The sequence below is a fragment of the Veillonella parvula genome, from assembly GCF_032577575.1.
In the GTDB taxonomy this organism is placed as follows: Bacteria; Bacillota; Negativicutes; order Veillonellales; family Veillonellaceae; genus Veillonella.
Genome location: NZ_JAWFVO010000001.1, coordinates 78,777 through 105,495 on the forward strand (window position 1 = coordinate 78,777; position 26,719 = coordinate 105,495).

Genomic DNA, 26,719 nt, shown 5'->3' on the forward strand with positions numbered 1-26,719 from the left:
AGAAAGGGGTATATGGGTGGAACAAATTATTGATTTAAAAGAGGTGGGCAGAGTCCTCATTAAAAAGCGCCGTAAAATTATTAATATTACGGTAGCATGTATGGTTTTAGGTGGTGCGTATGCCTTTCTTGCACCATCTACATATCAATCTACATCGATGTTACGCATTAAACAAGCTCAAGGTTTGAGTAATTCTGTATTATCTAGTGCTAATGCCTATTCTGATTCTATGTCTCGTCAATTGATGAACACAGATGCAGAAATTTTAAAAAGTCGTAATGTAGTAGAGCCAGTAATTACTGCTATAGAAGATCCTGAAGGTACTGGTAATGCGCCAACATATGAAGATTTTGTTAAAACTCGCATTGAAACTAAACCGTATAAAGAAACCGAGTTATTACAAGTAAGCGTAACTGGTAAGAGTCCTGAGCAAGCACAAGAAGCTAATCAATTACTTATTGATACCTTCTTAAAACGTCTTGCCGAAATTTCTCATGTTGAACAACGAACTACTCGTGAATTCTTACAAAAACGCGTTGTTACTGCGAAATCTGAATTAGAGCAAGCAGAAAATAAATTGCAACAATTTCAAGTAGATAATAAGGTGTACTCTACAGCTGATCAGATGAAAGGCTTAACTGATAAGATTACTCTAATTGATCGTGAGAAGGGTCAAAATCAACTCGATTTAGAAACGGCACAAGCTGCACTTGGCAGTATCAATGAGCAATTAGGTTCTGCAGGTAAAAGCATCGCTGATAGTGCTACGGTTCAAGCCTACAAGGGTCAGTTAGCAGATTTAGAATCTCGTAAAGCTTCTTATATTGGTAAATATACTGATGAACATCCTGCGATGAAAGAAATTAATCAACAAATTGAAGAAGCTAAAAGTGGTCTAAATGCTGAAATCAATGCCATTGCATCTCAACAAGCACCTTCAAGCAACTCTGCACAACAAGGATTGCTAGCGGATAAGTTCAAAAATGAAGCTGCATTAGCTGTAGCTCAAGGTAAACAATCTACATTAGCTGAGTTAGATAAAGCAAACGAAGAAGCTATAAAGGGATTACCTGAAAAAGAACGCGGTTATATCCAAGCAAAACGTGATGTAGATGTGGCACAAGATATCTATCAAATGCTATCCACTCGCTTAGAAGAAGCGAAGGTAGCAGAGGTTATGGTACCAAATGAAGTTCAAATTGTGGATGCTCCAACATTACCAGAAAAAGCAATTGCGCCGCGTAAAGTACTTATTTTATTAGGCGCTGCCATTTTAGGGGTCCTCTTTGGTTGTCTCTATACATTGGTCCAATTCTTCGGTAATCGTAAAGTCCAATCTGTACAAGAGATTAATGACATCCTTGGCATTCAAAATTTGGGCGTGATTCCAAATCATAAAGAAGTAGAATACGAAGAGCCTAGTAATCGTTTCGTAGCATTGTTGCGCAAAGTGAGAGGTTAATATGATTAGACTAATTTCTAATGAACGTGGTGATACACCACTTGTGGAAGCATACCGTACATTGCGTAGCAATCTTCAATATGTATGTAACCAACATAAGTGTAAGCTTATTTGTATTACTGCAGCCACTAATGGTGAAGGCACTTCTGAGGTGGCCGCTAATACTGCATTAGCTTTATCTAAAAATAATAATAAAGTTCTTCTAGTAGATGGTAATCTACGTAATCCAACACAACATATAGCCTTTAATGTACAAAATAAGGGCCTTACAAATGCGGTGGTGATGGATGAAGATTTGACGATTCATCGTAATGTAGTGCCTCATTTGGATGTTCTTACGGCGGGTGAAGTTGTTGAATATCCATCTGATATTGTAGATTCTAGCAAATTACCTGCGATTTTTGAGTATGTACGTGATGAATATGATGTGGTTATCATCGATACACCACCCGTATTGTCTGTTACAGATGCTGTTGTATTGGCAGAAAAATCAGATGGTGTAGTGCTAGTTGTTAAAAATGAAGTAGCTAGTCCAAAAGATTTGATTGAAGCTAAGAAACGGCTTTCACAAGTAGGTATTTCTCTTTTAGGATCTATAGTAATTGACGCTTAATATAACTGCTTTAATCAATATTCTATGTGATAAATCAAGTGTATCAATATGGTATAGAAAGTATTGAGGTGATTTATATGAGAATTAATTTTTCTCCTCCAGATATTACAGAGTTAGAAATCAATGAAGTCGTTGAAGCCTTAAAAAGTGGGTGGATTACGACGGGTCCTCGTACTAAAGAATTAGAAAAAAAGATAGCTCATCAGTTAGGTACACCTAAATCCGTTTGTTTAAACTCTGCTACGGCAGCGCTTGAAATGTCTCTTCGCGTATTGGGGATTGGACCTGGAGACGAAGTCATAACTAGTGCTTATTCTTATACAGCTAGTGCGAGTCCTGTAGTTCATGTAGGTGCTACTTTAGTACTCGTTGATACACAGAAAGATGCTTATGAAATGGATTATGATGCAGTCGCTCGTGCCATCACACCAAAAACAAAGGCAATCATCCCTGTAGATATTGCGGGTGTGCCTTGTGATTATGATCGCTTGCGTTCCATTGTAGAGGAAAAGAAATCTCTCTTCACACCGGTTAATGATATTCAAAAAGCATTAGGTCATATCCCCATTGTGGCTGATTGTGCTCATTCCTTTGGTGCTTCATATAAAGGGGTGTCAACAGGTAATATAGCCGATTTTAGTAGCTTTTCCTTTCATGCAGTAAAAAATTTTACTACTGCTGAAGGTGGTTGTGCTACATGGCGCCACATAGATGGTTATGACGATGAAGCTATCTACAAGCAATTCCAATTGCTATCTTTGCATGGTCAAGATAAGGATGCTCTTGCAAAAACAAAAGCAGGTGCTTGGGAATATGATATTAAAGGTACCTATTATAAATGTAATATGACGGATATCATGGCGGCTATTGGGCTAGCTCAATTTGAAAGATACCCAAAACTTTTGGCACGTCGTAAAGAAATTATTGAAGCTTATGATACAGCATTTAAGGATTTACCTGTTACATTGTTGAACCATTATACAGATAAGCATGAAAGTAGTGGTCACTTGTATTTAGTCCGTTTAGACGGCCGTGATGCGCAATACCGCAACAAGGTTATTGAAGCTATGGCTGAGGCTGGCATTGCGACGAATGTCCATTATAAGCCAATCCCAATGCATACTGCTTATAAAAACTTAGGCTTTACAATCGATGACTATCCAAATGCTTATGACCAGTTTAAGAATGAAATTACATTGCCACTTCATACGCTCCTTACAGATGAAGAAGTGCAATATATCATTGAGCAGTTTAAAAGGATTATTACCGAATGCTAGTAAAGAACTTTCATGATCTACCAAAAGAGCTTCAGTGTGAAGCGGTTCGTCCCTATTTTGAAATATTAAATCAAAGGCGTATAAGCCTTCTTTGTAAAAGCATTTTTGACCGCGTAATGGCAGCGGGAATGCTTATTACATTAAGCCCTATATTCTTGGTACTAGCCATCATGATTAAACGAGATAGTGAGGGAGAGGTTTTTTTTCGTCAAACTCGAGTGACACAGTACGGTCGTACCTTTGGCATCTATAAGTTCCGTACTATGGTAAAGAATGCGGAATCTTTAGGTGCACAAGTGACATCACAAAATGATATGCGTGTTACGAAGGTAGGCAATATGCTTCGCAGCTGTCGCCTCGATGAATTGCCTCAGCTTATCAATATCCTTTTAGGCGATATGAGTTTTGTTGGTACAAGACCTGAGGTTCCACGTTACGTGTCTGCCTATACAGATGAAATGAAAGCTACCTTATTATTACCAGCTGGGGTTACCAGTATTGCCAGTATTACTTATAAGGATGAAGATCAACTTTTACAAAATGCTCAAAATGTTGATGAAGTCTATATAAATGAGGTTTTACCGGGCAAGATGGCTTGGAATTTAAAGAGTATTAAGGAGTTTTCTTTTTTACAAGATATAAAAACGATGATTGATACAGTATTAGCTGTATTACGTTGAAAGAGGTCCCTATGAGTACATCTATGACAAAGGAAATACAAGAAAAAGAGCTGAATATGTTGCTGTACTTTAAAGAGTTCTGTAATAAACATAATTTGCGCTTTTATCTTTGCGGCGGTGGTCTCATTGGGGCTATACGGCATAATGGCTTTATCCCTTGGGATGATGATTTAGATTTATTTATGCCTCGTCCAGATTATGAAAAGCTAGCTGAATTATGGCCAGAATATGCTGACACTGAACGATTTACGTATTGTCGTACTGATCGCAATCACGTCTATCATGATGCAGGTGCATCTATAAGAGATAATAATACGACCTTTATCAATCGTCATAGTATGCATGAAGATGTTTGTCATGGTTTAGCACTTGAAATTATGCCTATTGATGGCTGTGCACCCGGCAAAATTAGTCGTGCATTGCAGTTGGTGTGGGCCATGACGTTTGCACTCTTTAATGCACAGCGTTTACCAGATAACAAAGGGCCTACATATCGTGCTTTAGCTGGGTATATTTATAAAATCTTTTCCAGCCAGTCTATACGCTATCATATTTGGCGATTTGCAGAAAAGAGAATGACTCAATACGACTTTGATACCAGTGATGAATGTACGGAGTTAATCGGCAGCTTAAAAGGTATGAAGCTACGTCATCCTAGAGAGGACTTTGCCTCTGTTATATATAAAGACTTTGAAGGTCATCAAATACCTGTTATGAAAGGGTATGAGAGATATTTGCGGCTTATTTGGGGCGACTATATGCAATTACCACCTGTAGAGCAACGTGTAGCAAAACATGATGCAGTATTTGCTGATTTACACACACCTTACAAGGAGTATAAAGGCATACATTATGCCAAGAAAGAAGCTCAACCATAAGGAGGGCCTATGAAACGAATAGCAGTAATCTTTGCGGGTGGCGTAGGTGCTCGTATGAAAAACAGTAAGACGCCAAAACAATTTTTAGAATGGAACGGTAGACCGATTTTGATTCAAACCTTAGATGTGTTTGAACAAACGGAGACAATTGATGGGATTGTTCTTGCCTGCAAAGCAGAATGGATTGATCATACAAAACAGCTCATCAAAAAGGCGGGGCTACAAAAGGTATTATCCATTGTGGCTGGTGGTGAAAGCGCTCTAGAATCCCAATATAATGGACTCGTAGAGGCTAAGCGTTTATTTCCTGATGATGCGGTGACTGTATTGATTCATGATGGGGTTCGTCCACTTGTAGATAACTCTACCATAGAGAGAAACATAGAATCTGTTGAATCAAAGGGTTCTGCCATTACTGTTACTCCAGCTATAGAAACGGTTATGGTTACCCAAAATGGTTCTATTAAGCATATTTTAAATCGTAATGAATGTCTCATGGCTAAAGCTCCTCAGAGTTTTAGATTAGATGATATTATATCAGTTCATAATCGTGCAAAGGATGAGGGCATTCATGACTTTATTGATTCCGCATCGATGATGATGCACTATGGATATACTTTATATCCTGTGTTAGGGGAAACTGAAAACATAAAGATTACAACTCCATCTGATTATTATATGTTCACAGGGATTATTAAAAATCGTGAGCTAGGAGGATTAAAAGATGAGTAATTCCGTTATTCAACGCGAGTTAACGGCTTTAGTACAGGAAAAAAATTACTTTCATTTCCTCTGTCATCAACGCATTCTTATAACAGGTGCAACGGGTCTTATTGGATCTATGTTTATAAAATTACTTATACTTGCCAATGAGACTCATGACCTGGATTTAAAAGTGATTGGTCATGTGCGAAGCCATGAAAAGGCAAAAAATATTCTTGGTGAGTATTTAGACAATAAGTCGTTAACCCTATTAGATGGCTCATTAGAATCTATTGATGTGCCATGTGATTATATTTTGCATGGTGCTGCACCGACACAGTCTAAGTTTTTTGTAGAACATCCAGTAGAAACTATCCGTACCTCTATTTATGGTACGGAGGCTATGCTTGAGTTAGGTCGCCGTCAAAAGGTAAAGAAACTAGTTTACTTATCCAGTATGGAGCAATATGGTGTACCTTATGAATCTGGTCAAGTTATGACTGAAGACCGATTAGGATATCTTGATCACCTAAATGTTCGTAGTTCTTATTCCGAAAGTAAGAGACTATGTGAATGTTATTGCAAGTCCTATACTGTGGAATATGGCGTGCCTGCTGTAATAGCTAGACTAGCTCAAACCTTTGGACCTGGTGTTCCGGTATCAGATAACCGTGTATTCATGCAGTTTACCAAGAGTGCTCTTAAACATGAAAATATTGTTCTTCACACAAAAGGCGATTCTATGTCGAACTATTGCTACATTACCGATGCATTAACTGGTATTTTAGCCCTTATGAAGGCGGGCGAAGCTGGCGAGGCCTATAATGTATGTCATGATGAAGAGACTCGTTCTATCGCAAGCATTGCTCAATTAGTGGCAACTCATGTGAGTAATAATAAGAGTAAAGTTGTTTTTGATATTCCAGAAGATGTACAAGGGTTCGGCTATGCGCCGATAGTGCATATGTTTTTAAGTTCTAAGAAGTTAAAGTCTTTAGGTTGGAAACCTAAGGTATCAATGGCACAAGCTTATATAAGACTAGCTGAATATATCCAAGAGGAAGGCTTATGAAAAAGGAAATAATAATTGTCACCATCTCCCTTGGTAATGATGGGGCTGAACGAATATTAACAGAGTTGGCTCGTCAGTGGGTACATGATGGTCATCATATTACGGTTATCCAAACAAGCCCTAATCGATATGGTAATGAATATGCATTAGAGGAAGGTATTGAACAAATTGAAATTCATACTACAAGCTCTAATAAAGTCATTCGCTTTATGCAAGAAATAAAGGAACTAATCAAAATCTTAAAGACTAGACCAAATGCGACATGTTTATCTTTCTTGTCTGCATCTAGTTTTATCTTAGCGATTAGCTCTTGGTTTATAAAAAATCGCATTGTGTTTTCTGAGCGCAATAATCCACGCAAAGTTCCTATTGGTTGGCATCAACAAGCGTTGCGTAACTTTGCTTTTAGATTCGCAGATGCACTAGTATTTCAAACGGAAGATGCTCGTTCTTATTTCCCAAAATCTGTGCAAAATCGCGGTGTCATCATACCAAATCCTATTAATGGTAAATTGCCTCCACCAATAGAAGGGGAACGAGAAAAGACAATTGTTACAGCTTGTCGTTTGCATCCGCAAAAGAACTTGCCTATGATGATCAATGCCTTCAGTATGTTGGTAGATGAGTTTCCAGAATATAAACTCGTCATTTATGGTCAAGGTGTATTAGAGGATGAATTACGAGCTCAAATTAAGTCTCTTAATTTAGAAAATCGCATTTTATTGCCTGGTTTTGCTAGTAATATTTTAGAAAAGGTAGCCCCTTGTTCTATGTTTGTATCATCCTCTGATTTTGAAGGCATTTCAAATTCCATGCTAGAAGCATTGGGTATGGGCTTACCTGTAGTAGTTACAGATTGTCCTGTAGGCGGTGCTCGCATGGTAATTAAAAGTGGAGAGAATGGCATTCTCGTACCTGTAGGTGATACGCAGGCTATGTATGAAGCCATGCGCAGTGTATTAAAGGACCCTGCACTAGCGGCTAAACTTTCACAGAATGCCATCAAAGTACGCGATGAATTTCCATTATGGAAAATCGCAAAACGTTGGTTAGAAGTTTTATGAGTTGTAAGGAGGGGAACCATTGAAGTTAAATATTACGGCTCTTGCTGACCGCATGATATGGTTCATAACTCTAATCTTTTTAGTGTTGTCGTTGACCATTTCCTTTGCCCTTGGCGATGCGAACTATGGTGCGTATGTATTATTTGTATGCTTATTTGGGCTCATTATTTTTTATCTCATAAGAGAGCAAGGCGTTATTAAGCTACGGCTTAATTGGATGCATGGTTATATGCTACTCTTTATTGGAGCCTGTTATCTGAGTGCGATTAATGCCACAGATACAACTGTGGCGATGAGTCGAAGCTTTGATATCGTCAAAATATTCTTTATGCTCATCATTTTATACATGTGCTATCAAGATAAAAAATCGGTAGATACATTATTGAAGCTTGGTATGTGGACCGGCTATATAGTTTGTTTTTATACCGTTTTTTTCTACGGTTTAGATTATTTTATTACTGTTTTATCATCCTCAGCACGTATTGCTAATGATGCATTGAATGCGAATACGGTAGGGCTATTGGGTGCCAATGCTATTGTTATGACCTTATATTATATGCTATACGACCGTCCTCGTTGGTGGCATATTATTGCATTACCAACACTTGGTATTTTAGCGGCTACAGGTAGTCGTAAGGCCTTAGTTTTTGTCGGTGTTGGTACAGTATTACTCTTTATTTTTAAAAGTTTTCGCAGTGCTAATGCGGTCAATTCTATTGTAAAAGTTATTGGTTCATTATTAGGTCTTACCATTATAGGTATTGCGGTATTGCAATTGCCGATGTTCTCTGAAGTATTAGACCGAATGTCTAACATGGTAGAAGCCTTTACAGGCACAGGGGGGGACTCATCCACTATTATTCGGTTAGCTTTGGTAGATATTGGATGGGACTTATTTTATCAATCTCCCATAACTGGTGTAGGTATCAATAATCCATCTGTATATACTTTTTTCGTATATGGCAAAGATAATTACTACTTGCATAATAATTATATTGAGTTATTAGCTGGCACGGGTGTCATTGGTTTACTAGCCTATTATTCAATGTATCTCTATGTGGCTTATAATTTAATTCGCTATCGTGATATCCATAGTAATGAATATATAATGGTACTCATTCTATTCCTTTCACAGATTGTTATGGATATGGGGATGGTTTCTTATGAAAGTAAAAGTACTTATTTTTATATGATGTTGTTTTATTTAGAGGTGCAACTGCTTCGGAAAGGACGAAAACATGAAGTTCAGAAAATTGTGTAATGTTGGCATGTCCTTTCTAACAAAACCTTACTATCGTATGAGGGTATTAATTAAATCGGGTTATTATGACTCTTTGTCTGATGAAGACTTTTTGAAGAAGGTATTTCCTAAGTATATGGGATACTCTTTAGATCTAGAAAATCCAAAAACTTTCAGCGAAAAGTTACAATGGCTTAAGGTTAATTTTAGAGACCCAATACAAACAGTGATGGTTGATAAACATGAAGCTAAACATCTTATTGCTCAACGTGTAGGTAATCAGTATATAATACCTACGATTTCCGTATGGAACTCTGTAGATGATATTGACCTTGATAGGTTGCCTAATCAATTCGTTTTGAAATGTACACATGATAGTGGAGGCATCGTTATTTGTAAAGATAAATCAACACTTGATTGGGAAGCAGCAAAAGCTAAATTAAGAACATTCTTAAAACGGGATTATTCACGTATTGCTAGAGAGTGGCCTTATAAGAATGTTCCTCGACGTATTATCGGAGAGGAATATTTGTCGGAGTTAGGTAGCAATGACATATTAGATTATAAGATGTATTGCTTTCATGGTGAACCAAAGTTAACAGTAGTATGTTCTAATCGTTTTTCTAAAACAGGAACGCGTATGAACTTCTATGATATCGATTGGAATCCTATGGGAATTCATTTTGGACATTATCCACCGTTACCTACAGAGTTTCCAAAGCCAGACACATATGGTGAAATGCAACAGGTTGCGATGGAGCTTAGCAAAGGGTGTCCATTTTTGCGTGTTGATTTTTATGAAATTAAAGGGCATCTATTTATTGGAGAATTAACATTTTTTCCTGGTGCTGGATTTGAAAGATTTCGTCCTATGTCAAAGGATTATGAATTAGGAGAGTGGTTACATCTTGAGAATGTACATCGGGGCTGATTTAGTTCCTACGGATATTAATAAAACATTATTTGAAAACGGTAATGGAGAAGCTTTTGTAGGAAAAGAGCTTTATGAAATTTTGAAGCAATCGGATTTAAATGTTTTCAATTTAGAGGTTCCTCTTACTGATATAGAGACACCCATCGTAAAATTTGGTAATAATTTAATTGCGCCTACAAAAACAATTAATGGATATAAGGCGTTAGAGCCGTTATTTTTAACACTGGCTAATAACCACTCTTTAGATCAAGGGGTAGAAGGGTTGACGACAACATTAAATTTGTTGAAGCAGCATAAGATTGCTCATGCTGGAGCTGGAGCTAATTTGAAAGAGGCTAAGAAGCCATTTATCTTTGAAAAAGATGATATACGTATTGGATTCTATCTTTGTACAGAGAACGAGTTTACTATGGCTACTTGTCATACAATGGGGGCTAATCCTTTTGATGTGCTAGAAAGCTTTGACGAAGTGAAAGTTTTAAAGGCACAATGCGACTACGTCATCGTTCTATATCACGGCGGCAAGGAATTCTATCGCTATCCATCTCCTATGCTACAGAGATATTGCCGTAAATTTGTCGATAGTGGAGCGAATCTCGTTATCTGTCAACATAATCATTGTGTAGGGTCTCGTGAAGATTACCAGGGAGGCACTATCATTTATGGACAAGGCAACTTTATCTTTAATTCCGATTTTTTTGTAAACCATCAAGAGTTTATTAAAGATTCAATACTAGTTACTGTAGACGTAACTAAGGATGATTTTGTGGTGTCTGAATTGCCTATTCGTAGAACCGATAATGGTACACGATTAGCCACAGAAGTTGAAGCTACAGAAACATTAGAGGCTTATAGAAAACGTAGTGAAGAAATTAAAGACCCTCACTTTGTGACTCAAGCTTATAAGGTCTTTGCTGATACACATGTAAAACGTTATTTGCGTGAGTTTTTAGGTAGATCATTTATTGTACGCGCTATTAATGCTTTATTGGGCCGAAAATTGGTAGAACTTATTTTGGGCAAAACGAGTTATTTAGCAATACAAAATTATTTGGAATGTGAAGCTCATCATGAACTATTCTTGAGAGGCATTAAGAATATCAATAAGAAATAATGGATACTAAAATCGTAGCTGCTGCTAAATGGTCTGTTATTACAGAGGTTTTGGCAAAGCTTATCACACCACTGACAAATATAATATTGGCTCATATGTTAGCACCGACTGCATTCGGCATATTGGCGACGATTATGATGGTTATATCTTTTGCGGAAATGCTTGCTGATGCGGGTTTTCAAAAATTTCTTGTTCAGCATGAGTTTGAAAGTGCCCAAGATAAGCAAGAGGCTACAGATGTGGCATTTATTGCCAACCTAGTGTTTTCTCTAGTTTTATGGAGCGCTATCATAATCGGTCGTGATGAATTGGCTGTATTAGTAGGTAATGATGGCTTAGGTATACCTTTAGCCGTGATGGGCGCTATGATTCCTTTATCTGCTTTTAGTAGTGTCCAAATGGCATTGTATCGAAGAGATTTTAATTTCAAGTTTCTTTTAAATATTAGGCTCATAACAATTCTTACACCTATATTGATATCTATACCAATGGCGCTTATGGGGTACGATTATTGGTCTTTAATTGCTGGTATGCTAGGGTCTCAGCTATTTACGGCGTTGGCATTATTAAAGAGTCGGAAGAATCAAATTCATCTGTTTTTTAGTAGCCGCGTCTTTATGAATATGTTTAACTATAGTGCATGGTCTTTAGCTGAAGCATTTTCTATATGGCTCACTGCTTGGGTGGATACATTCATTATTAGCCGTTTTTTAGATGCTTATTATTTGGGTATATATAAGATGCCAATGGCTATTGTTACGACTGTAATGGCTATGGCTACAGCATCTTTGGCTCCTGTATTATTCGCAGCTTTAAGTCGTGTGCAAAATAATCAACAGGCCTTTTCGAATACATTCTTTACATTCCAACGCTATATGGCTCTATTTTTAGTACCTCTAGGTGTAGGCTTATTTGTATTTCAAGACTTTGTTGTTCAGCTTTTACTAGGGCCACAATGGACGTTAGCGGGCATTGTATTAGGTTCATGGGCATTGAGTTCGGCTATTATGACTGTAACAGCTAATTTGATTTCCGAAATATTTCGAGCAAAAGGGATGCCTAATCTATCATTTTGGACTCAAATACTACATCTAGTAGTTTTAATACCAGTTATTTATATTTGTATTCAATATGATTTCAGTACCTTTGTATATGCTCGATCGTTAGTAAGAATGGAAATGCTAGCAGCTTCTATGTTGCTATTAGCTTTATTTGTCAATATGAGTACATTTCGCATAATATCTAATATCAGTGTATATCTCATTACAGCATCTATAGTTGGGTTAATTGCCTATAGTATTTTACATCTCTATGATGCAGTATGGTGGACCGTCGTCTGTATGCTTTTATGTGTTGTATTATATGTGGCCATTTTATACGTCATTCCATCTGAGCGCATAATTATTGCTTCTGGCTATAAAAAAGTCTTAAGTAAAGTAAAACGACATAATTAACAGAACTATGAAAGGAGTACATATGCTTTCAAAAAATGTAGATTTAAACAACACGGTAATCCTTGTAACAGGTGCCGCTGGATTTGTAGGGGCTAATCTAGTTATGTCCTTACTATCTGAAGCAGAAGGGACTCAAATTATTGGCATAGATTCTGTTAATGATTACTATGATGTAGCATTGAAAGAGTATCGATTGCAACAGATTGATGAACTTAGCAAAGATAATAAGAATATATGGATTTTTAAAAAAGGGAATATTGCAGATAAGTTCTTTGTTGATGAAATTTTTGCTATCTATAAACCACGAGTTGTAGTGAATCTAGCAGCTCAAGCAGGGGTTCGTTACTCTATTACTAACCCCGACGCCTATATCGAGTCTAATATTATTGGATTTTATAATATTCTAGAAGCTTGTCGTCATTCTTATGATGATGGTGAAAGAGGTGTAGAGCATTTAGTGTATGCATCATCTTCTTCTGTATATGGTGCAAATAAACAAATTCCATACTCTACAGAGGATAAAGTAGATAATCCTGTATCTCTTTATGCAGCTACAAAAAAATCAAATGAGTTATTGGCTTATTCGTATGCTAAATTATATAACATCCCTAGCACAGGGCTTCGTTTCTTCACTGTATACGGTCCTGCAGGGCGTCCAGATATGGCATACTTTGGTTTTACAAATACATTACGTAATGGTGGGACAATTAAAATTTTTAACTATGGCAATTGTAAGCGTGATTTCACCTATATCGATGATATCGTAGAAGGTGTAACTAAGGTTATGTCTACTGCGCCAGAGCGTCGTAATGGTGCGGATGGCTTGCCGGTTCCACCGTACGCTATTTATAACATCGGCAATAGCAACCCAGAAAATCTGCTTGATTTTGTGCGCATTCTTTCAGAGGAATTAGTATCTGCCGGAGTATTACCAGAGGATTATAATTTTGAAGAACATAAAGAGTTAGTACCTATGCAACCAGGTGATGTGCCTGTTACATATGCTGATACGAGTGCATTAGAAGCTGACTTTGGTTTTAAACCTAATACAACCTTACGTGAAGGTTTAAGACGTTTTGCCATATGGTATAAAGATTTCTATATGACGGAGGGCAAATAAATGAAGATTGCAATTGCTGGTACAGGCTACGTAGGCCTTTCCAATGGCGTGTTGTTAGCTCAACACAATGAAGTGGTGGCCCTCGATATCATTCCAGAAAAAGTGGATATGTTAAATCGCAAAGAGGCGCCTATTGTAGATGCTGAGTTGCAAGAATATTTAGCAACTAAGGATTTAGACTTTAAAGCTACGCTAGATCCAGTAGAAGCTTTTAAAGGTGCAGATTATGTTATCATTTCTACGCCTACAAATTATGACCCACAAAAAAACTTCTTTGACACATCTTCTGTTGAACAGGTTATTAAAACAGTGTTAGATATTAATCCTGATGCGGTAATGATTATAAAATCAACAGTACCAGTAGGTTATACTGTACAAATGCGTGAAGAATTTAACACAGAAAACCTAATTTTTTCGCCAGAATTTTTACGTGAAGGTAAAGCTTTATATGATAATTTACATCCATCCCGTATTGTTGTGGGCGAGGACTCTGACCGAGCACGTCGTTTTGGCCAATTATTAGCAGAAGGTGCTATTAAAGAAAATATCCCACAATTATATACTGATTCTACGGAAGCGGAAGCAATTAAATTGTTTGCTAATACGTATTTAGCATTACGTGTAGCGTATTTTAATGAGTTAGACTCCTATGCTGAAGTACGTGGCCTTAGCACAAGTCAAATTATTAAGGGGGTTTGTTTAGATCCTCGTATTGGAGATTTTTATAATAACCCTTCCTTTGGCTATGGTGGGTATTGCTTGCCAAAAGATACAAAACAATTATTAGCTAACTATAATGATGTACCACAAAACTTGATTTCTGCCATTGTCGATGCGAATAGAACACGTAAAGATCATGTGGCAGATACTATTATTGCTAAAAATCCGAAAATTGTTGGTATCTATCGCTTGACCATGAAGATGAACTCTGATAATTTTAGAGCATCAGCCATTCAAGGTGTTATGAAACGTATTAAGGCGAAGGGTATTGCTGTGGTAGTATATGAACCTACACTAGATGCAGAAGACTTCTTTAATTCGCCAGTTATTCGTAATTTTGAAGACTTTAAGCGTGTTAGTGATGTTATTGTAGCTAATCGCTGGGATAGTAGCTTAGAAGGTGTAAAAAATAAAGTTTATACACGAGATATTTTTGATAGAGATTAATACAGCTATATGTATTGTGGCGTTTAGGAGAGTAGTATGAAACGTTGGATACTATATATTGTGTTATGTCTAATTGTGTTTTTTATATGGGATAATTCCTTGCAAAATGGAGGGAACTCTGATGGGTTTAGTCTTATTTTTGCAGAGTGGCTTGCCCCTATAGCTGATAAATTAGGCTTTTACGGAAATATATGGGCCTTAAATAGGATTGTTCGAAAATTAGCCCACCTTACAGAGTTCACAATTCTTGGTGGTGTTTTATATGTAGTTCTACGCCGCTATATTGAATATGGCACAGTAGTAAAAACTATAGGAGTGGGTATAGTAATAGCTAGTCTAGACGAATTTATACAATTATTTTCTCTAGGTCGCAGCTCTCAACTTTCTGATGTATTGATTGATACAATTGGTATAATCATTGGTATATCGGTAGTAAAATTAGCTTATTATATTAGTCATGATAAAAGATAAAGGTACATTTAAAAATTAAAAAAATATTAATATAATAATGTGTAAAATATGACTCGTAATTATAGAGGTTATGAGTCATATTTTATGAAGAAAAAATGAATATATAAAAATTGTATTAAATGAACATATAATAATTTATTTATTTTTATAGAAAAACCACTGTACAAGCGACTACTCCCTTGTTATAATCATGAATGTAAAATGAATTATAAACTTAAATGAGAAGAACATGAACTTTATGAAAGAGGTCGATTTTTGAACAGAGAATCGAAAGTAGAAGGGAAAGATTATGAGTCGCGTGGTTGATTTACATGGTTGCATTTTGCCAGCTGTGTTAGGTCCACAAGGGCCTCAAACAATGGCAGAATCAGTAAAAATGATTAAGTCCTTGTCTGAACAAGGTATTACAGATATTTTTAGTACGCCTGATGTAACAGTATCTATGGATCTGAACACATGGAATGCTATGAAATCTTTAGTTAATGAAGTAAAAGTTGCGCTTAAGGAACAGCTAGTAGATGTAACTATTCACAGTGGAGCTCGCGTAATGCTTTGTGATGAAATGATTGAATATATAGCTTTTCATCGCAATCAATATACATTGGGAGATAGCCCTTTTATATTAGTTGCTCTTCCACAAAATAGCAAAGTGCATCATATTAATGCATGGTTGTTAAGTCTACTAGATATGGGTATTGTACCTATTATTAGTGAAGTAGAAACTTATGGACAATTATTTACTAAACCTGAACAATTATTAGAATGGGTTGATAAAGGTATTTTGATTCAATGTAATATGGCATCTTTTGATCATGGTAACGCTAACTATGATAGGGCTATTGAATTATATCGCAATGGTTTAATTCATTTCTTTGGCACTGGTTATAGCAATGGCTGTGATGTCGAGGTGTACCAAGGTTATGTGGAAGCAATTTCTAGATTAGACAATACGTATAAAAAAGATTTGTTGCCAAATATCCATCTTAATGAACGCGACCTCTTAGCTAATCGCACATTTTATCCTTCTGTCCCATCTAGTTGGGTGGGGAAAAAGGGTAATTTCTTGACTCGTCTATTTGGCTTTGCATTATAATTTATATAGGTTCTTTTATCCATGTCATATTGGCATAGATAGAGGAACCTATTTTTACTTTATATTGTATTTAGGGTTGAAAACAACCACCATATATAGTATACTGAGAAGGCGGTAAAAATAGAGGTTTTTTTTAATAATTCTTCACATTTTTACATATAAATTTATAAAAAGTGTGATTTGCCATACTTTTTATACGTCTTAACATATATTTTGGCAGTAACAAGATGGGGAGGTTGCCAATATGTTGCAGGTCATTAAGCGTGATGGCACGAAGGTACCATTCGACAAAAACAAGATTGCTTTGGCTATTGAAAAAGCTGAACATAGTAGTACTGGGTTGTACGAAGAGGGCTTGGCACAGCGTATTGCAAATGAAATTGAGGAATATGCTACTAAGCTTCAAAAAGACATGACAATTTATGCTATTGAAGATCAAGTGTATTATAAGTTGATTGAGTATCATAATCCTGCAACGGCACGTGCCTATGAAGGTTACAAAGCTGTTCAAGCTTTTAAACGTCGTCAAAATACAACTGATGATGATGTAATTGGTTTATTAGATCGTAGTAATATCAGTGTTCTTGATGAAAACTCTAATAAGGATGCTGCTATTGTATCTACCCAACGGGATTTAATTGCTGGTGAAGTATCTAAGGATATTGCTCGTCGTAAATTGATTCCTACCGATATTTTAGAAGCTCATGATAGTGGAGCCATCCACTTCCATGATATGGATTATATTATTCAACCTATGTTTAACTGTTGCTTGATTAATTTGGAAGACATGCTTACAAATGGCACAGTAATCAATGGTAAGAAAATTGATACACCTAAGTCTTTCCAAGTTGCTTGTACTGTAACAACACAAATCATTGCACAAGTAGCATCTGGTCAATATGGTGGCCAAAGTATTAATGGTATTGACCGTATTTTGGCACCATTTGTACGTAAATCTTATGAAAAAATCCTCGATAATGTTATTGAAGAGCAAGTTGAGATTTACGGCATGGAGCCTAATATGGAAAAGGCTCGTGAAATTGCGTGGAAACGTACGCGTAAAGAGGTTAAAGATGGTATCCAAACTATTCAATACCAAATCAATACATTGATGACCACAAACGGGCAATCTCCATTTGTGACATTATTTATGTATTTCCAACCAGACTATGAATACGCGAAGGAAGCGGCTCTTATTACAGAAGAAATTTTGCGCCAACGTATTAAAGGTGTAAAAAACGAAGCCGATGTATATATTACACCAGCCTTTCCTAAGTTGATTTATGTTCTTGATGAGCATAATGTAACACCAGATAGTCCATACTATTACTTAACTGAATTGGCAGCACAATGTACGGCTAAGCGCATGTACCCTGACTATATTTCTGCAAAAAAAATGAAGGAAAACTACTCAGGTAATGTCTTTAGTCCTATGGGCTGTCGATCCTTCTTATCTCCTTGGAAGGATGAAAATGGTGAATACAAGTTTGATGGACGTTTTAACATTGGTGTAGTAAGTTTAAACTTACCTCAAATTGGCATTCTAGCCCGCGGTAGTGAAGAACGATATTTTGAAATTTTAGATAAACGACTTGAGTTGGCAGAAAAAGCACTAATGCTTCGTTATGAATTACTTAAGGATGTAGTGAGTGATGTGTCACCAATCCATTGGCAACACGGTGCTATTGCAAGACTTAAAAAAGGCGAGAAAATTGCCAAATTCTTGACTGGCGGTTATGCGACTATTTCCTTGGGATATATTGGTATTTATGAAGCAACTCGCTTAATTACCGGTGAATCGAATACAGGCGAGAAAGGTCGCGTTTTTGCGATGAAGATTATGGATCGCTTAAATGCAGCTGTTGATGAATGGCGAGTTAAACATAACATGGGCTTTGCATTATATGGTACACCTGCTGAAAGTTTAACCCATCGATTCTCTTCTTTGGATCGCGCTCGTTTTGGTATTATTGAGGACATTACGGATAAGGGTTATTATACTAATAGTTATCATGTAAGCGTACGAGAAGAGATTAATGTATTTGACAAGTTCTCCTTTGAATCTGAGTTCCAAAAGAAATCTACAGGTGGCTGTATTTCCTATGCAGAAATTCCTAATATGACTAATAATATTCCAGCTGTTTTGACGATGATTCAATATATTTATGATCATATTTCTTATGCTGAATTTAATACCAAGTCTGACTATTGTCACGAATGTGGCTTTGATGGAGAAATTAAGGTAAATGAACATAACGAGTGGGAATGCCCTCGTTGCCACAATACAAATCGCGATAAATTAACTGTTATCCGTCGTACTTGTGGATACCTTGGTGAAAACTTCTGGAATGAAGGGCGCACAAAGGAAATTAAAGATCGTGTAATGCATATTTAAGATTATTAGAGGTATAGTTTTAATAATTATTCTATATATTAAGATAAACTGTTATATAGATTAATATAATTATCATAGACATCTAATGATGTGGATATTTTAATAGATACGATTTTAATTCTAAATACGATAGTTCTGTAAATGCTAAAAGCTGTGCCTAAGGCACAGCTTTTACTGTATATATGAGAAATTGAAATATATCTATATAGTGTTAATCAAAGTTGATAGGCACTACTATGGAGGTTATGATGAGATATGGGCAAATAAGACAATATGATATTGCCAATGGAGAAGGGATTCGTACATCTATATTTGTAACAGGGTGTACACATTGTTGTTATAATTGTTTTAACGAAGAATACCAAGATTTTAATGCCGGTAAGGTGTGGACGCAAGCTGAGACAGATTTAGTAGTTTCCTATGTGAAGAATCCTACATGTTCAGGGTTAACATTATTAGGTGGGGAGCCATTTCAAAATGTACAAGGCTTATTACCGGTGGTGAGAGCTGTTCGTGCAGCGGCGCCAGAAAAGAAGATTTGGGCCTATTCAGGCTATGAAATAGATGATATCTTAGAAGATGAGTTACGAAGTGCCTTATTACAAGAAATTGACATTCTCGTAGATGGCCGCTTTGTAGATGAACTTAGGGACCCTGCATTGCGCTTCAGAGGTTCCTCAAATCAACGCATTATAGATGTTAAAAAGACATTAGCGGCTGGGGAAATTGTATTAGCAATGGAGTAAGTATGGCTTTTGATAAACGATTGATAGGTCTCATTATTATAGTTGGCTTTATAGCGGGGTTAGTAGGAGCTTCCTATACGCATTTATTACATGGAATTCAACATTTCGTATATAATTATTCTTCTTCTGATCATTTAAGCTTTGGTGTAGCTGTGGCCCGAGTATCACCAGTAGAACGATTGATACCCTTAATCATCTGTGGCGTGATAGGTGGCGTAGGTTGGGTTTTAATTCACCGATATGGTAAAGGCGTTGTAGATATAAAAACGGCAGTTTCTGGTAAAATGGATATGAATCCAATTACTACTGTTTTACATGCAACACTACAAATAATTACGGTAGGTATTGGTTCTCCATTAGGTCGAGAAGTTGCACCACGTGAGGCTAGCGCTGGTATTACCACCTTTCTAGTTAAACATTTTGATATAAAACAAGAAGATCGTCAATTATTAATTGCATGTGCTGCAGGTGCTGGCCTAGCTGCAGTTTATAATTCACCATTATCGGCGGCAATCTTTACGTTAGAAACCTTGCTCCTTACTTGGAATATAGGCGCAATGAGTGCTGCACTTATATGCTGTGGATTAGCAACTTTTGTAACTCGACAAGCTGGCGTAGGAGATGTCATTCAATATACAATGGCACAACCCAGTTTAGGGAGTCATTATGTAGAGTTTTCTATCGTTTTAGGCGCTATTATTGCAATTGGTGTTGTTTTATTTAATATTACACAAAGTAAGCTACCTTCTATTCATCGTAGCAGTCCTGTTATGATCCCAATATCTATCGTTGCGTTTACAATTATTGGTGCGCTAGCTATGTATTTCCCTGAAATTCTAGGGAATGGTAAGGCTGGGAACGAATTAACCTTTACTAATGATATTACATGGACTTATGCATTAGGATTATTTGGTTCTAAGTGGGTAGCGGTATTACTCGCATTAGCAGCTGGAGCTTATGGTGGGCGTATTACTCCATCTATGATGTTAGGTAGTACTTTGGGGATCGTATTTGGTACCGTATGGGCTATTGCTATAGCGCCAGTATCTTTGGGAATGTCTGCTTTTGTGGGGGCCGTAGTATTCTTAGGCCTTGCACAAAAAATGCCTATGACATCTTGTGTATTTATGCTTGAATTATCTCGTTTCTCTGTAGAGATGTTGTTTCCTATAGCTTTAACAATGGGGACAGCCCTTATGGTAGAGCAAATTATTCAATCAAAATTAAATAGCGCTAAGTAGCAATAAATAACAGTTAATAAAAGTTAAATATAATATATAGAAAAGAAGCGGATAGTTGAGTTAATCAGCTATCCGCTTTTAATGTATATGTAATTATACGATTTTGGCGTTCTTATCGTATTCCTCGCCACCCGCATCAGGAAGCATGCCATATTCTACAGTCCACAAGTGTTTATATTTTAGTGCTTGATTGTGAATACGTTCGATTTGCGTTTCATCTGTACGAGCTATGCGAGCTGGGATTCCAACAACTAAAGAATTAGGTGGGATTACAGTGTTCTCCTTTATGACTGCACCAGCAGCAATAATAGAGCCAGAGCCAATATGACAACCGCTCAATACAATAGCGCCCATTCCAACTAATACATTATCTTCAATGGTACTAGCGTGTACTATTGCACCATGGCCAATTGTTACGTAATCTCCAAGAATGCAAGCCCTGTCGTCATCAACGTGTAATACAGAGTTATCCTGTACATTGGAATAGCGACCTACTACAATTTTATTTACATCACCGCGAAGTGCGCAGTTTTGCCAAATTGAAGCATATTCTTTTAGTTCAACATCACCTGCAAGTTCTGCACCAGGCATAACACAACTTTTGGGATCTAATTTGGGGTATTTTCCGTGAAATGGTAACATAAGGAACTCCTAATTTATTAACTATACGATTTCAATAAGACGTTGTGCTTTACGAATAGACATGATAGCTTCGTTCATTACTGTTTGTACTATAGTGTGAGCAGGTTCAATAGTAGTAAGTCGGTTTAAACCTTGTCCAACTTGTACAGCACCATTTATAACATCACCATCGATAGCAGCACGTTTGTTAGTACCTTGGGACATTTTGGTGCGTTCTTCAGGAGTAGTGACACCATCTGTTTCGGCAGCTAAGTAACGTGTAGTGAATTCGTTTTTCAAGCTACGTACTCCACCGTGACCGGAGAGGAGACCCGTTACAACAGAGTCTGTATCTGTGGCTTTGATAATTGCTTCTTTCATATTTATGTGGGCTTGGCATTCTTCAGCTAACAAAAAACGGGAACCCATTTGTACACCCTCAGCACCCATCAACAATGCTGCTGCAATACCACGACCATCTACGATAGCGCCTGCTACAACAACAGGAATGGAAATCTCAGGTAAAATATTTTCCATCAAGGACATGGTTGTTTGGCTACCAATATGTCCACCAGCTTCCATACCCTCAATAATAATTGCATCAGCACCAGCCTCTTCAATGCGTTTAGCAAGTTTTAGAGATGGAACAACAGGGATAACTTTAATGCCTGCATCTTGCAATGGTTTAATATATGGTACAGGATTGCCTGCTCCAAGTGTTACAAATGCAGGCTTTTCTTCAATGATAATATCCACTAATTCGTCTTTATTGGGAGCCATTAACATGAGATTGACTCCGAAAGGCTTATCCGTTAAGTCTTTACAGGCACGAATCTCGTTGCGCGTCCATTCTGCATCACGACCACCAAGAGCAATTACACCTGTAGCACCTGCATTAGCTACGGCAGCAACTAGTTTGTGTTCAGATACCCAAGCCATAGCACCTTGGATGATAGGGTATTCGATTTGTAAAAGTTGTGTTAACGCTGTTCTCATAAAGCCTCCTATGATAACAATTTGATTTACTGAAACTTTATTATACCTTTATAGGAGAATTTTATATAAGAATGATTTTATTTTCTTATATAAAATTAGAGTATTAATAAAGTCAAGAATATTCATCAGTATATACTTATATACTAAAGAGATTAAGCGTAATATTATTTGGAGATTATATGTAGTCACATAATCTCTTCTCTATATAATAGTATAATATAGTAATTATGTACACCTTAGATAAGGTTATTATAGTTATTTATTTAAACAATATGCTTTCAAAATTAATTTCCAATTATTAGATTAAAATAAAATATTCAGCAGTAGTCTAAAGATAAAAAAACTAAATGATAATATATTTCAAATGAGTTAAGTAGTAGAAAACCGCATAGTATCTATGATTATTAAATATTATAAAAAATGAGAAAATAAGAAAATGAGTATTGAAAAGTTTCGATGTCTTTGATATACTACATTACAGATAGAGTATCTGAATTAATTAAAGATAAACATTAAACAATAATTTTCAAGTGAAGGAGGAAATACACATGGAAAAATATGTATGCGTAGTATGTGGTTGGGTTTATGACGAAGCTGTTGAAGGCGTAAAATTCGAAGATCAACCAGCTGATTATGTTTGCCCAATTTGCGGTGTTGGTAAAGACCAATTCGAAAAAATGTAATTGACTTACCAAAAGGCTATCTTGAGTCCACTTGAGATAGTCTTTTTTATTTGACAAAGCACCATGTCATGTTTATAATATTATGAGTCGAGGTAAGATTATGAAACTGCAAGTAGAGCAAGCAAAAGAACATATAGGAAAGAAATTTCCTTATAGCTATACGATATCAGCCTCTGAGCTTGGTGACGTAACTGCTTTTCCTTGGAGCCGTCATGATATAACCATTAGTGGTGAGTTTTGGTTTGATGGTCAAAATTACATCGTTCAAGGTTCGATTCAGTCTAAAGGCGATTATGATTGTTCTCGTTGTTTAAATAACACAGAACATTATCGAAAAGATTTCTTTGAGGAAATCTTTAGTGATTGTCGAGATGCTGCAGATGATGTGAATTCTTTTGATGGAGAAGAAATTGACTTAACTGAACTAATTAGGGATACATTAATCATCAATGAGCCCTCTCAAGTGTTATGTCAGGATGATTGCAAAGGATTGTGCGTTCATTGCGGAGCAAATTTAAATGTTTCACCTTGTTCTTGTGAATCCTTTGTGGTGGATCCTCGATTTGCAGAGTTACGTGCTTTGCTTGATGAGAAAGATGATAGATTATCCTAATGATTGTACTAAGGAGGTGCAGATAATGGCAGTACCTAAACGTAGATTGTCTAAATGCCGTCGCGATCGTCGTCGTGCTAATTGGAAATTAGAAGCTCCTGGTTATGTAGCATGTCCACAATGCCACGAACCTAAGATGCCTCATCGTGTTTGCCCTACATGTGGTCACTATAAAGGTGAACAAGTAGTAGCTAATGCTTAATATGTGAGCAGAGAGAGACGCCTACTTTGTAGGCGTCTTTTTTATATGCTTTCAAAATATACACTCATGTTTTTATATGTTTCGTTATCAATAGCAAGTGTCACTATTTTATAGTAAGATTATTCTATAAGATGGTGACACATTTTTATTTTTTATAAACAATAATACTAAAATATAAAAAAACAACTATATTTTGTATATGCTATGAAAATATCTTACTATATGTATGAAAAGTCTTGCCAATAAGGGAATTATTGTATATACTTAGGATGTAATATTAATACTAGGTCATAAAAGGTGGTCCCATGAGTCGGTTAAAGAAGCAAGAGCGCCAGAAGCAGTTACAAGAAAAACTGAATATTACGCCATTTCTTACTGATGAAGAATTGGCAACACACTTTGGTGTAAGTGTGCCAACAATTCGTCTCGATCGACTAGAATTGGGTATTCCTGAATTGCGTGAACGCATTCGTGTTATGGCTACAGGTCAATCACATGAAATGGCAGAACATGTATCATATGAAGTGGTTGGCGAATTGATTGATGTCACCGAGGGGCACCAAGCATTATCTATGTTGCGTACTACGGCTGATATGGAAGATCAATTCGGATATGTAGAACCGCAGTATTTATATGCGCAAGCAAATTCCCTTGCAAAAGTGGTTATGGGGACGACTGTTTGCTCTGCGGAAGTTGGAAATATAAAATATAAAAACCCGGTAGGATCTGGTACTAATTTGGTAGCGAAAGCAGAAATTGTTCGTCGCCGAGGTAATAAGTTCTTTATTTGGGTTATAATAAGAGATAAAATAAAAGAAGTGTTTCGCGCAAAATTTATTATGGAATCCGTAGAGAATAGGGTGTAAATTATGAAAATTGCAATAGACGCCATGGGTGGCGACTTTGCTCCAATGGAGACTGTACTTGGATCCATTGAAGCCGTACGAGCAAATCAACACATTGAAGTGGTGCTCGTCGGCGATGAGCAGCAAATTTTTGATATATTAGAAGCTAATAATGAAGCTAAGAATCCACGTATTTCTGTACATCATGCTAGCCAGGTAATCGGCATGGATGAACATCCAGGTCAAGCATTGCGCAAGAAAAAAGATGCATCTGTTGTGGTCGCTACTTCGTTGGTTCGCGATAATCGTTGTGATGCTGTAATTGCTCCGGGGAGTACGGGAGCTGCTGTTGCAGCGGCTTTGTTTGGTCTCGGTCGCATTAAGGGCATTGACCGCCCTGTCATTGCAACTCCAATGCCAACGGTAAGTGGTATAACAGTTATGTTAGACTCTGGTGCAAATTCTAATAGTAAACCTAAACATCTTGTACAAGGTGCTTTAATGGGGTCTGAATACGCTAAGCTTTTATTAGGAAAAGAAAATCCTACTGTAGGATTGTTAAATATTGGTGAAGAGGCCACAAAGGGGAACGATGTCGTATTGGCGACGTATCCGATTTTGGAGGGTATGAAGACTATCAATTTTAAAGGAAATATTGAAGGTCGTGATATTCCTAAAGGTGCCGTTGATGTTGTCGTATGTGATGGCTTCGTAGGCAATGTGGTACTTAAATTTGCGGAAGGTTTAGTAACAGGTCTTACGCAATTAGTAAAGGATAGTATCATGGCAGGAAGTATTTTCGCCAAGATAGGAGCTATGCTTGTAAAGCCAGCTTTGAAAAAGATGGCAAAACGTTTGGATCACACAGAAAATGGTGGTGCTCCGCTCTTGGGAGTTAATGGGGTATTCATGATTGCTCATGGTAGTTCTAAAGCAAAAGAAATAAAAACTGCTATTGAAATTGCTAGTGATTTAGTAGAGCGTAAAATTATTCAACACATAAGAGAAACGATGGATATTGAAGGAGCCTTAAAGTATGACTATGATGAATAAACCTGTAGGAATCATTGGTACTGGGAGCTTCCTTCCTGACAATGTAGTAACAAACTTTGATCTTGAAAAAATGGTTGATACCAATGATCAATGGATTAGAGAGCGTACGGGTATAGAAGAACGACGCATTGCACCGGAAGGTATGAATACATCCTATATGGCGACAGAGGCAGCAAAAAAAGCTATGCAAATGGCTAATGTCACTGCAGAGGAAATCGACATGATTATCTTTGCTACCTTAACACCAGATATGATTATTCCTTCGGCAGCTTGTGTATTGCAAGCGAACTTAGGCGCCAAAAACGCTGCAGCCTATGATTTACAAGCGGCATGCTCTGGGTTTGTATATGGATTGATTACTGCCGCTAGTTATATTAGTTCTGGTATTTATAAAAAAGTACTCGTCGTGGGGGCGGAAATCCTTTCCCGTCGAGTAAACTGGAATGATCGTGGTACATGTATCCTCTTTGGTGATGGTGCTGGGGCTGCAGTAGTATCTGAAGTACCTGAAGGCTATGGCATTAAAGGTATTGACATGGGCGCCGATGGCACTGGCGGACCAGCGCTTTGCATTCCTGCAGGTGGCACTGCTGTGGTGGCAAATGATCAACGCGTAGAAGAGGGCTTAACATTTATTCATATGGATGGCCCTGAAGTATATAAATTTGCCGTTAAAACGATGGGGCGTACGGTTTTAAAATCCTTAGAACGCGCTGGTATGGAGTTAAACGAATTAGATTACTTCATTCCTCATCAAGCGAATATTCGTATTATTGATTCGGCAGCCAAACGTTTACATCTGCCAATGGAAAAAGTTTTTGTTAATTTACATAAGTATGGTAATACATCTGCCGCGTCTGTAGCGATTGCACTTGATGAAGCTAATCGCGAGGGACGTTTCAAACGCGGTGATAATGTTGCGTTTGCAGGATTTGGTGCAGGCCTAACATGGGCAAGCCTGGTCTTGAAATGGTATTAAGGAG

General features: G+C 37.1%; 27 protein-coding genes. 25 read left to right on the forward strand and 2 right to left on the reverse strand.

Annotated elements, in window-relative coordinates; genetic code table 11:
* The first annotated feature begins 16 nt into the window (after window positions 1–16).
* From E7K77_RS00360 to E7K77_RS00450, 19 genes are all read left to right on the forward strand, one after another.
* The gene (locus E7K77_RS00360) at window positions 17–1,462 is read left to right on the forward strand and encodes a GumC family protein (RefSeq protein WP_325305781.1); all 1,446 of its coding nucleotides are present in this window, start codon (window positions 17–19) and stop codon (window positions 1,460–1,462) included.
* 1 nt (window position 1,463) lies between these two features.
* A complete protein-coding gene (locus E7K77_RS00365) occupies window positions 1,464–2,075 on the forward strand; it encodes a CpsD/CapB family tyrosine-protein kinase (protein ID WP_287512489.1) in 612 nt (203 codons plus the stop codon).
* Between the two features lie 77 nt (window positions 2,076–2,152).
* On the forward strand, window positions 2,153–3,352 hold the full coding sequence (locus tag E7K77_RS00370; RefSeq protein WP_325305783.1) for a DegT/DnrJ/EryC1/StrS family aminotransferase: 1,200 nt from the start codon (window positions 2,153–2,155) through the stop codon (window positions 3,350–3,352).
* The gene (locus E7K77_RS00375; RefSeq protein ID WP_325305785.1) at window positions 3,346–4,032 is read left to right on the forward strand and encodes a sugar transferase; all 687 of its coding nucleotides are present in this window, start codon (window positions 3,346–3,348) and stop codon (window positions 4,030–4,032) included. Before E7K77_RS00370 ends, E7K77_RS00375 begins: the two co-directional genes overlap by 7 nt.
* 11 nt (window positions 4,033–4,043) lie before the next feature.
* The gene (locus E7K77_RS00380; RefSeq protein ID WP_314050786.1) at window positions 4,044–4,910 is read left to right on the forward strand and encodes a LicD family protein; all 867 of its coding nucleotides are present in this window, start codon (window positions 4,044–4,046) and stop codon (window positions 4,908–4,910) included.
* A 9-nt stretch (window positions 4,911–4,919) separates the two neighbouring features.
* Complete coding sequence (locus tag E7K77_RS00385) at window positions 4,920–5,642, forward strand: IspD/TarI family cytidylyltransferase (protein ID WP_278451585.1); 723 nt, start codon at window positions 4,920–4,922, stop codon at window positions 5,640–5,642.
* Entirely contained in the window at window positions 5,635–6,684 is a 1,050-nt protein-coding gene (locus E7K77_RS00390) for an NAD-dependent epimerase/dehydratase family protein (protein WP_077708316.1), read from the forward strand. The genes E7K77_RS00385 and E7K77_RS00390 overlap by 8 nt, the downstream gene beginning before the upstream one ends.
* Window positions 6,681–7,748, forward strand: a complete 1,068-nt coding sequence (locus E7K77_RS00395; protein WP_325305791.1) for a glycosyltransferase — start codon at window positions 6,681–6,683, stop codon at window positions 7,746–7,748. The genes E7K77_RS00390 and E7K77_RS00395 overlap by 4 nt, the downstream gene beginning before the upstream one ends.
* 19 nt (window positions 7,749–7,767) lie before the next feature.
* A complete protein-coding gene (locus E7K77_RS00400; protein ID WP_325305793.1) occupies window positions 7,768–9,009 on the forward strand; it encodes an O-antigen ligase family protein in 1,242 nt (413 codons plus the stop codon).
* Entirely contained in the window at window positions 8,987–9,919 is a 933-nt protein-coding gene (locus E7K77_RS00405; protein ID WP_302010261.1) for an ATP-grasp fold amidoligase family protein, read from the forward strand. Before E7K77_RS00400 ends, E7K77_RS00405 begins: the two co-directional genes overlap by 23 nt.
* Window positions 9,903–11,036 (forward strand): CapA family protein, encoded by a 1,134-nt coding sequence (locus E7K77_RS00410; protein ID WP_270278911.1) that lies wholly within the window; start codon window positions 9,903–9,905, stop codon window positions 11,034–11,036. Before E7K77_RS00405 ends, E7K77_RS00410 begins: the two co-directional genes overlap by 17 nt.
* A complete protein-coding gene (locus E7K77_RS00415; RefSeq protein ID WP_101928171.1) occupies window positions 11,036–12,490 on the forward strand; it encodes a lipopolysaccharide biosynthesis protein in 1,455 nt (484 codons plus the stop codon). The genes E7K77_RS00410 and E7K77_RS00415 overlap by 1 nt, the downstream gene beginning before the upstream one ends.
* 22 nt (window positions 12,491–12,512) lie before the next feature.
* Complete coding sequence (locus E7K77_RS00420) at window positions 12,513–13,610, forward strand: NAD-dependent epimerase/dehydratase family protein (protein WP_325305798.1); 1,098 nt, start codon at window positions 12,513–12,515, stop codon at window positions 13,608–13,610.
* On the forward strand, window positions 13,611–14,777 hold the full coding sequence (locus tag E7K77_RS00425) for a nucleotide sugar dehydrogenase (protein ID WP_325305799.1): 1,167 nt from the start codon (window positions 13,611–13,613) through the stop codon (window positions 14,775–14,777).
* Between the two features lie 36 nt (window positions 14,778–14,813).
* Entirely contained in the window at window positions 14,814–15,248 is a 435-nt protein-coding gene (locus E7K77_RS00430; RefSeq protein ID WP_287508414.1) for a VanZ family protein, read from the forward strand.
* Window positions 15,249–15,537: 289 nt separating this feature from the next.
* Window positions 15,538–16,341 (forward strand): tyrosine-protein phosphatase, encoded by an 804-nt coding sequence (locus E7K77_RS00435; RefSeq protein WP_325305801.1) that lies wholly within the window; start codon window positions 15,538–15,540, stop codon window positions 16,339–16,341.
* 244 nt (window positions 16,342–16,585) lie between these two features.
* Window positions 16,586–18,736, forward strand: coding sequence for an anaerobic ribonucleoside-triphosphate reductase (nrdD, locus tag E7K77_RS00440; protein ID WP_287525346.1), 2,151 nt, complete (start codon window positions 16,586–16,588; stop codon window positions 18,734–18,736).
* 248 nt (window positions 18,737–18,984) lie between these two features.
* A complete protein-coding gene (gene nrdG, locus E7K77_RS00445) occupies window positions 18,985–19,482 on the forward strand; it encodes an anaerobic ribonucleoside-triphosphate reductase activating protein (RefSeq protein ID WP_316138641.1) in 498 nt (165 codons plus the stop codon).
* Between the two features lie 2 nt (window positions 19,483–19,484).
* Window positions 19,485–20,723, forward strand: a complete 1,239-nt coding sequence (locus E7K77_RS00450) for a chloride channel protein (RefSeq protein ID WP_325305803.1) — start codon at window positions 19,485–19,487, stop codon at window positions 20,721–20,723.
* A gap of 93 nt (window positions 20,724–20,816) precedes the next feature.
* Here E7K77_RS00450 and E7K77_RS00455 read toward each other — a convergent pair whose 3' ends face one another.
* Both E7K77_RS00455 and E7K77_RS00460 read right to left on the reverse strand, forming a co-directional pair.
* Entirely contained in the window at window positions 20,817–21,365 is a 549-nt protein-coding gene (locus E7K77_RS00455; RefSeq protein ID WP_004693416.1) for a gamma carbonic anhydrase family protein, read from the reverse strand.
* Between the two features lie 21 nt (window positions 21,366–21,386).
* Window positions 21,387–22,340, reverse strand: a complete 954-nt coding sequence (locus E7K77_RS00460) for a nitronate monooxygenase (RefSeq protein WP_012864188.1) — start codon at window positions 22,338–22,340, stop codon at window positions 21,387–21,389.
* A 548-nt stretch (window positions 22,341–22,888) separates the two neighbouring features.
* On the opposite strand from E7K77_RS00460, the gene E7K77_RS00465 reads away from it, so the two are divergent.
* From E7K77_RS00465 to E7K77_RS00490, 6 genes are all read left to right on the forward strand, one after another.
* Entirely contained in the window at window positions 22,889–23,023 is a 135-nt protein-coding gene (locus tag E7K77_RS00465; protein WP_004693422.1) for a rubredoxin, read from the forward strand.
* A 100-nt stretch (window positions 23,024–23,123) separates the two neighbouring features.
* On the forward strand, window positions 23,124–23,636 hold the full coding sequence (locus E7K77_RS00470; RefSeq protein WP_024061188.1) for a YceD family protein: 513 nt from the start codon (window positions 23,124–23,126) through the stop codon (window positions 23,634–23,636).
* 25 nt (window positions 23,637–23,661) lie between these two features.
* Window positions 23,662–23,838, forward strand: coding sequence for a 50S ribosomal protein L32 (rpmF, locus tag E7K77_RS00475; RefSeq protein ID WP_004693428.1), 177 nt, complete (start codon window positions 23,662–23,664; stop codon window positions 23,836–23,838).
* A 305-nt stretch (window positions 23,839–24,143) separates the two neighbouring features.
* Entirely contained in the window at window positions 24,144–24,704 is a 561-nt protein-coding gene (gene fapR / locus E7K77_RS00480) for a transcription factor FapR (protein WP_004693429.1), read from the forward strand.
* A gap of 3 nt (window positions 24,705–24,707) precedes the next feature.
* Entirely contained in the window at window positions 24,708–25,736 is a 1,029-nt protein-coding gene (gene plsX / locus E7K77_RS00485; RefSeq protein WP_004693432.1) for a phosphate acyltransferase PlsX, read from the forward strand.
* Window positions 25,720–26,715: a beta-ketoacyl-ACP synthase III gene (locus E7K77_RS00490; RefSeq protein ID WP_012864189.1), complete on the forward strand. Its 996-nt coding sequence runs from the start codon at window positions 25,720–25,722 to the stop codon at window positions 26,713–26,715. The genes plsX and E7K77_RS00490 overlap by 17 nt, the downstream gene beginning before the upstream one ends.
* The last annotated feature ends 4 nt before the right edge of the window (window positions 26,716–26,719 follow it).

Bases quoted from the DNA above. Each gene is read 5' to 3' on its own strand.
- E7K77_RS00365 (WP_287512489.1), top strand. From the start codon at position 1,464: ATGATTAGACTAATTTCTAATGAACGTGGTGATACACCACTTGTGGAA.
- E7K77_RS00370 (WP_325305783.1), top strand. From the start codon at position 2,153: ATGAGAATTAATTTTTCTCCTCCAGATATTACAGAGTTAGAAATCAAT.
- E7K77_RS00375 (WP_325305785.1), top strand. From the start codon at position 3,346: ATGCTAGTAAAGAACTTTCATGATCTACCAAAAGAGCTTCAGTGTGAA.
- E7K77_RS00380 (WP_314050786.1), top strand. From the start codon at position 4,044: ATGAGTACATCTATGACAAAGGAAATACAAGAAAAAGAGCTGAATATG.
- E7K77_RS00385 (WP_278451585.1), top strand. From the start codon at position 4,920: ATGAAACGAATAGCAGTAATCTTTGCGGGTGGCGTAGGTGCTCGTATG.
- E7K77_RS00390 (WP_077708316.1), top strand. From the start codon at position 5,635: ATGAGTAATTCCGTTATTCAACGCGAGTTAACGGCTTTAGTACAGGAA.
- E7K77_RS00395 (WP_325305791.1), top strand. From the start codon at position 6,681: ATGAAAAAGGAAATAATAATTGTCACCATCTCCCTTGGTAATGATGGG.
- E7K77_RS00405 (WP_302010261.1), top strand. From the start codon at position 8,987: ATGAAGTTCAGAAAATTGTGTAATGTTGGCATGTCCTTTCTAACAAAA.
- E7K77_RS00410 (WP_270278911.1), top strand. From the start codon at position 9,903: ATGTACATCGGGGCTGATTTAGTTCCTACGGATATTAATAAAACATTA.
- E7K77_RS00415 (WP_101928171.1), top strand. From the start codon at position 11,036: ATGGATACTAAAATCGTAGCTGCTGCTAAATGGTCTGTTATTACAGAG.
- E7K77_RS00420 (WP_325305798.1), top strand. From the start codon at position 12,513: ATGCTTTCAAAAAATGTAGATTTAAACAACACGGTAATCCTTGTAACA.
- E7K77_RS00425 (WP_325305799.1), top strand. From the start codon at position 13,611: ATGAAGATTGCAATTGCTGGTACAGGCTACGTAGGCCTTTCCAATGGC.
- E7K77_RS00430 (WP_287508414.1), top strand. From the start codon at position 14,814: ATGAAACGTTGGATACTATATATTGTGTTATGTCTAATTGTGTTTTTT.
- E7K77_RS00435 (WP_325305801.1), top strand. From the start codon at position 15,538: ATGAGTCGCGTGGTTGATTTACATGGTTGCATTTTGCCAGCTGTGTTA.
- nrdD (WP_287525346.1), top strand. From the start codon at position 16,586: ATGTTGCAGGTCATTAAGCGTGATGGCACGAAGGTACCATTCGACAAA.
- nrdG (WP_316138641.1), top strand. From the start codon at position 18,985: ATGAGATATGGGCAAATAAGACAATATGATATTGCCAATGGAGAAGGG.
- E7K77_RS00450 (WP_325305803.1), top strand. From the start codon at position 19,485: ATGGCTTTTGATAAACGATTGATAGGTCTCATTATTATAGTTGGCTTT.
- E7K77_RS00455 (WP_004693416.1), bottom strand. From the start codon at position 21,365: ATGTTACCATTTCACGGAAAATACCCCAAATTAGATCCCAAAAGTTGT.
- E7K77_RS00460 (WP_012864188.1), bottom strand. From the start codon at position 22,340: ATGAGAACAGCGTTAACACAACTTTTACAAATCGAATACCCTATCATC.
- E7K77_RS00465 (WP_004693422.1), top strand. From the start codon at position 22,889: ATGGAAAAATATGTATGCGTAGTATGTGGTTGGGTTTATGACGAAGCT.
- E7K77_RS00470 (WP_024061188.1), top strand. From the start codon at position 23,124: ATGAAACTGCAAGTAGAGCAAGCAAAAGAACATATAGGAAAGAAATTT.
- rpmF (WP_004693428.1), top strand. From the start codon at position 23,662: ATGGCAGTACCTAAACGTAGATTGTCTAAATGCCGTCGCGATCGTCGT.
- fapR (WP_004693429.1), top strand. From the start codon at position 24,144: ATGAGTCGGTTAAAGAAGCAAGAGCGCCAGAAGCAGTTACAAGAAAAA.
- plsX (WP_004693432.1), top strand. From the start codon at position 24,708: ATGAAAATTGCAATAGACGCCATGGGTGGCGACTTTGCTCCAATGGAG.
- E7K77_RS00490 (WP_012864189.1), top strand. From the start codon at position 25,720: ATGACTATGATGAATAAACCTGTAGGAATCATTGGTACTGGGAGCTTC.